The sequence below is a fragment of the Legionella yabuuchiae genome, assembly GCF_900640115.1.
Taxonomy (GTDB): Bacteria; Pseudomonadota; Gammaproteobacteria; order Legionellales; family Legionellaceae; genus Legionella_A; species Legionella_A yabuuchiae.
In genome coordinates, this window is record NZ_CAAAIW010000052.1 from 1 (window position 1) to 3,832 (window position 3,832).

Consider the following 3,832-nt stretch of genomic DNA (forward strand, 5'->3'; position numbering starts at 1 on the left):
ATAATCATCTTTCTTGATTATGACTCGAGCGTTCGAATGCAGTGAAATCGCCGTTCGGATCAAAACCGTAATCACCGTTCGAATCAGCCGAAATACGCACCCGATTCCTCCTTTTGTCCAACTGGGCTTAATGAATAGGCAATCACCGTGCCAGGCCTCACTCCAGATGAATTTCAATGATTCCTCACGGCGCAACCCAAAAAGGATTTGAGCTTCAAGAGACAAACGGATGTATGGATCGGTGCAGCGACTTAAATCTAAATGGTGAATGGCTTTATTGTGGGTAGGTGCATAGGAACGCTTGTCGATTTGATAGCTATCATTTCCCTTTTTAATCAGTTTGGGCTTGTCTAATAAATCAGCCGTTTTCCGCAGTTTAGCCATATAATTTTTTATTGTTGCCGGACTTTTTTCCTGTTTTTTCCAATGTTCCACTAAAATATAAGCATGTTTTGACTTTAATCCTTTTAAATGACTGACTTTAAAACCCAATTCATGCAAGTCTTTCATACATCGGTTGAGCATATGGCGAGTATCGGCAAGGCTTGCATAGGAGCAACCTTGCATTTGTCTGACGAACTGATTGACGGAATAAAGAGCGCTGCGCAATTTATTGTTCATTTAAATAACTCCAAAGGGTAGTGCGAGACTTTAAGCCCATTTCATCCATAATGAGCAGATTTAATTTGTAAGCGCTCATTTGGAACTTAAGTTGTGCTTTTCTGAGCTTGGCATAGAAATAGCGGTAAGATTTATTAGGTGGCCAGCGCAAGCTTTTCATGGCGTTTTGCCAGTAAAAGCACACAACTCGATAACCATACGAGCCAATTAAACTTTTATCGCGTTTCGTTAATTGGTTGAATTCTTGAATGATGGTTCGCTGAATGGTGGTTTCAATCGGGATTTTTCGGTCTTGATGGTTAAAAGTCATTTCTCGGGTCAATAACAAGTGGTGGTGCTGTGCATGTACATCCGGTATGAGGCGCATGCTTTCGCTTAAGGTCAACCCAAAATGCATTTGCAGCCCCATAAGCACTCGAGCGACTGGATTGGATAATTTGAGCCAGCTCTCAGGGATAAGATGAATTGTTTTGGGAGTGGTGTTTTTGTCTCTTAAACCAAAACTGAGATTATTTGCTTTTGATAGGTCATGGCCTAAAAATTGCAGAAACCGCCGTATGATGGTCATGTAATTCATGATTGTTGATGGCTTGAGCCCTTTTTTCTGCCAATGCTGGATCAGTTTTTCAAGATGAGATGCACTCAGTTTCTGCCAGTTGGCAGGGGCTGTACTAAGCGTAAATAAATCATCAAGCATTCGATTGATGACAAAATGGCGATATTGCTTTTCACGATGACTGCCGCATCGGTTTTGTTAGAGGTAATGATTGGCTGCTTGTCGTATAGAAGGTTTTTGCATTAATTCTCACTCAAAATGGGTTTGCCCTGTCTGGGTTTAGTGTTATTCGAGCGACTCATACCAGGATGATATCCAGCTTAAGCTGCAAGGCTCGAAAGTTGGGCAAATCAATGGTTGTAAATTTTCAAACGATTCTCTTGCTTAACCTCCTTATTTTTCAGACAGATGAGCAATTGGCGAAGCAAAGGCTTCACCACCAATCCATCAATACATGAAGAGTATTGTAAGGGCTGCAGAACAGCAGCCTATCCTTAGATTCCCGACTTAACGTCCAGCCACGGGGTTAGGGAATGAGGAGTGGCTTTGCATAAGACCCGAAGGTTTCGCCTGAATCGCACAGGCTCGTCAGTTATGCTTAAGAAAAATTTATCAAAACCTGGATCTGAGGGCAAGGTATTTTGTCGATGGATTTGTTCAATCCTGTGGCGCGGGATTGAATTATCTTAGATAACTGATTGATTTTTTGTTTATATTTTTAATCAGTTTTCTGCGTCACTGCAGGGAGAGGCAGTGACGCAGGAAAAATGTTATTGAGCTATAGTTTTTTTTGAGGCAATAATAATTTTCCACGAGGATCAAAATGAAAGCAAATAAAAAATTATTAGATCTCATTGACTCTGAAAGCAATGAAAATATGGATAAATTTTTTTCAGAAATTTATAAGGCCTATGAAAATGAAAATGATGAATTTTTAAAAAAATGGAAAAAAATTTATTTAGCCAGAGCAATAGGTGCATTCCATCGTGGATGGCTTAATCTTTGTAAATATTACCTTAAAAATGCTCTCGAAAAAGCTAATAATATTAGTCATGATAGATTCACTATAGATAAAGTAAATGAAGAGGCAAATATGATTGATGAAGAAGCCTTAAAAAATTATATCGCAACAAAGTAATATTAGAGCAGCAAGGTCGGACTTGGTGTCATCTAATTCATTTTAAAAATTATCATCGTCCCTTTTGTCTTCAGGAATAATTGATAATATTCTATCTTGCAATGACTTATTCCAACTCTCTGCATTGTTTAATAAGGAAAATAATTTGTCATGCTGGTTTTTTATATCAAAAATACATTTTTGCAAGGCAGAGACTCTTAGTTTTTTGCCTTCGTCAGATTTATATTCTCGATGATAAAATACTAGAGGAAAGCAGCTGTGTGTATGATCAATCAAAAACACTCCTGCTATCTCCTCATGATCAATAAATCTAAAAATACTAAAGGCATCACAGTCGAAACTTGCAGTTGGAAGCTCTTTAATATAATTCCAGGCTTTTGTTACTCTTTCTTTAAATTCTTCTTCAGTGCATCCAGATGTATACATGATATGATAAAAACTATGAAGTATTACCAATTTATAAGAAATAGGGTACTTCCCATTCAGAAACCATGTATCGTGGTTGGAATATCTTTTGAGAATTTCGAGTTGATGACTCACGATCGCTCTCCATAGCAAACCTATGTATATATTTTAGACTATTTACATCGATTGTTTGGGAAGGATTAAAAACCAATGAATAATCTGTCTAAATTACGTAAACATGAAAATTTCAATATCTTGCGAAAAAACACCTTGAACTAGTGATTCTAATGGTTGATCTTCTGTCATGGACTTGAACATTATGGGTAAAAAATTATGAATTCTGTAACTGTAAACTTCATGGCTTTTGATCTGGCAGCCTTGTATCAGCCAGCAGGCACTTTACGATTAAATTTTTTCGATTTGAACAGATTTCAATAAGACCAGCTCGCTCTAACGATTTGACCGCACGCTTCATTTGCTGGCGGCTGGGACTACCGGTTTTAACCCCTTTAATGGGGGCAACATAGAGCATTTCGCGCAGTGATTGGTAGCTGATTTTTCGGATAATGCCGACCATGAATGTTTTTCTGTCCATGTATGGGCGAATACCCATGATGTAAACAACTCGTTGGTTGAGGGGCAGTTCACTCAAAGCAGATAGCTCACAAGTATTGATGAAAATAAAATCCATGGTTTTGTTTTTCATTGTTCTGACTCCTATCACGGGCTCATCATTCATATCAAGCGGTATCATTGGGCATCAAATGGTGTTATCTAATAACACAAATTGTCATTGTTAATGACTTATATTTCGAGAAAAAAGAGCGTCGTCAATAGGTTTGAAGGGCATGTTACTAAATGATATTCAATGAACTTCAAATAATTTCTAGGTTGTGGATAACATGAAAAAAATTTGTTTGATCCTACCTCGATTAGCCGTACACCTTGTTTAAGAGATATAATCTCATCAGCAAGGAGTAGAAATGGTAAGAAATGTCTATACAAAAGAGTTCAAAGTTAAAGCTATTGAATTGTTAGAGCAAAGCGATAAGACTTTAAGACAAGTGGCAAGAGAGCTAGGGGTAGCAGAAAATAATCTCTATAACTGGCGT

General features: G+C 37.7%; 4 protein-coding genes and 2 pseudogenes. 2 read left to right on the forward strand and 4 right to left on the reverse strand.

Going from position 1 to position 3,832, the window contains the following annotated elements:
* Together E1O47_RS11875 and E1O47_RS11880 are read right to left on the reverse strand one after the other, a co-directional pair.
* Positions 1-621, reverse strand: a 621-nt coding sequence (locus E1O47_RS11875) for a phage integrase N-terminal domain-containing protein (protein WP_278025367.1), incomplete at its 3' end; no start/stop codon positions are given.
* Positions 611-1,357 (reverse strand): annotated as a pseudogene (locus E1O47_RS11880) (phage integrase N-terminal domain-containing protein); the annotation flags it as partial. The gene E1O47_RS11875 and the pseudogene E1O47_RS11880, both read right to left, overlap by 11 nt.
* A 643-nt stretch (positions 1,358-2,000) precedes the next feature.
* Between E1O47_RS11880 and E1O47_RS11885 the strand changes: the two are divergent.
* A complete protein-coding gene (locus tag E1O47_RS11885; protein WP_133131455.1) occupies positions 2,001-2,315 on the forward strand; it encodes a hypothetical protein in 315 nt (104 codons plus the stop codon).
* Positions 2,316-2,357: 42 nt separating this feature from the next.
* Here E1O47_RS11885 and E1O47_RS11890 read toward each other — a convergent pair whose 3' ends face one another.
* The gene (locus tag E1O47_RS11890; protein WP_133131456.1) at positions 2,358-2,855 is read right to left on the reverse strand and encodes a hypothetical protein; all 498 of its coding nucleotides are present in this window, start codon (positions 2,853-2,855) and stop codon (positions 2,358-2,360) included.
* Positions 2,856-3,090: 235 nt separating this feature from the next.
* Positions 3,091-3,411 (reverse strand): annotated as a pseudogene (locus E1O47_RS11895) (Vir protein); the annotation flags it as partial.
* A 292-nt stretch (positions 3,412-3,703) separates the two neighbouring features.
* On the opposite strand from E1O47_RS11895, the gene E1O47_RS12750 reads away from it, so the two are divergent.
* On the forward strand, positions 3,704-3,832 hold a 129-nt coding region (locus tag E1O47_RS12750), incomplete at its 3' end, for a transposase (RefSeq protein WP_165475121.1).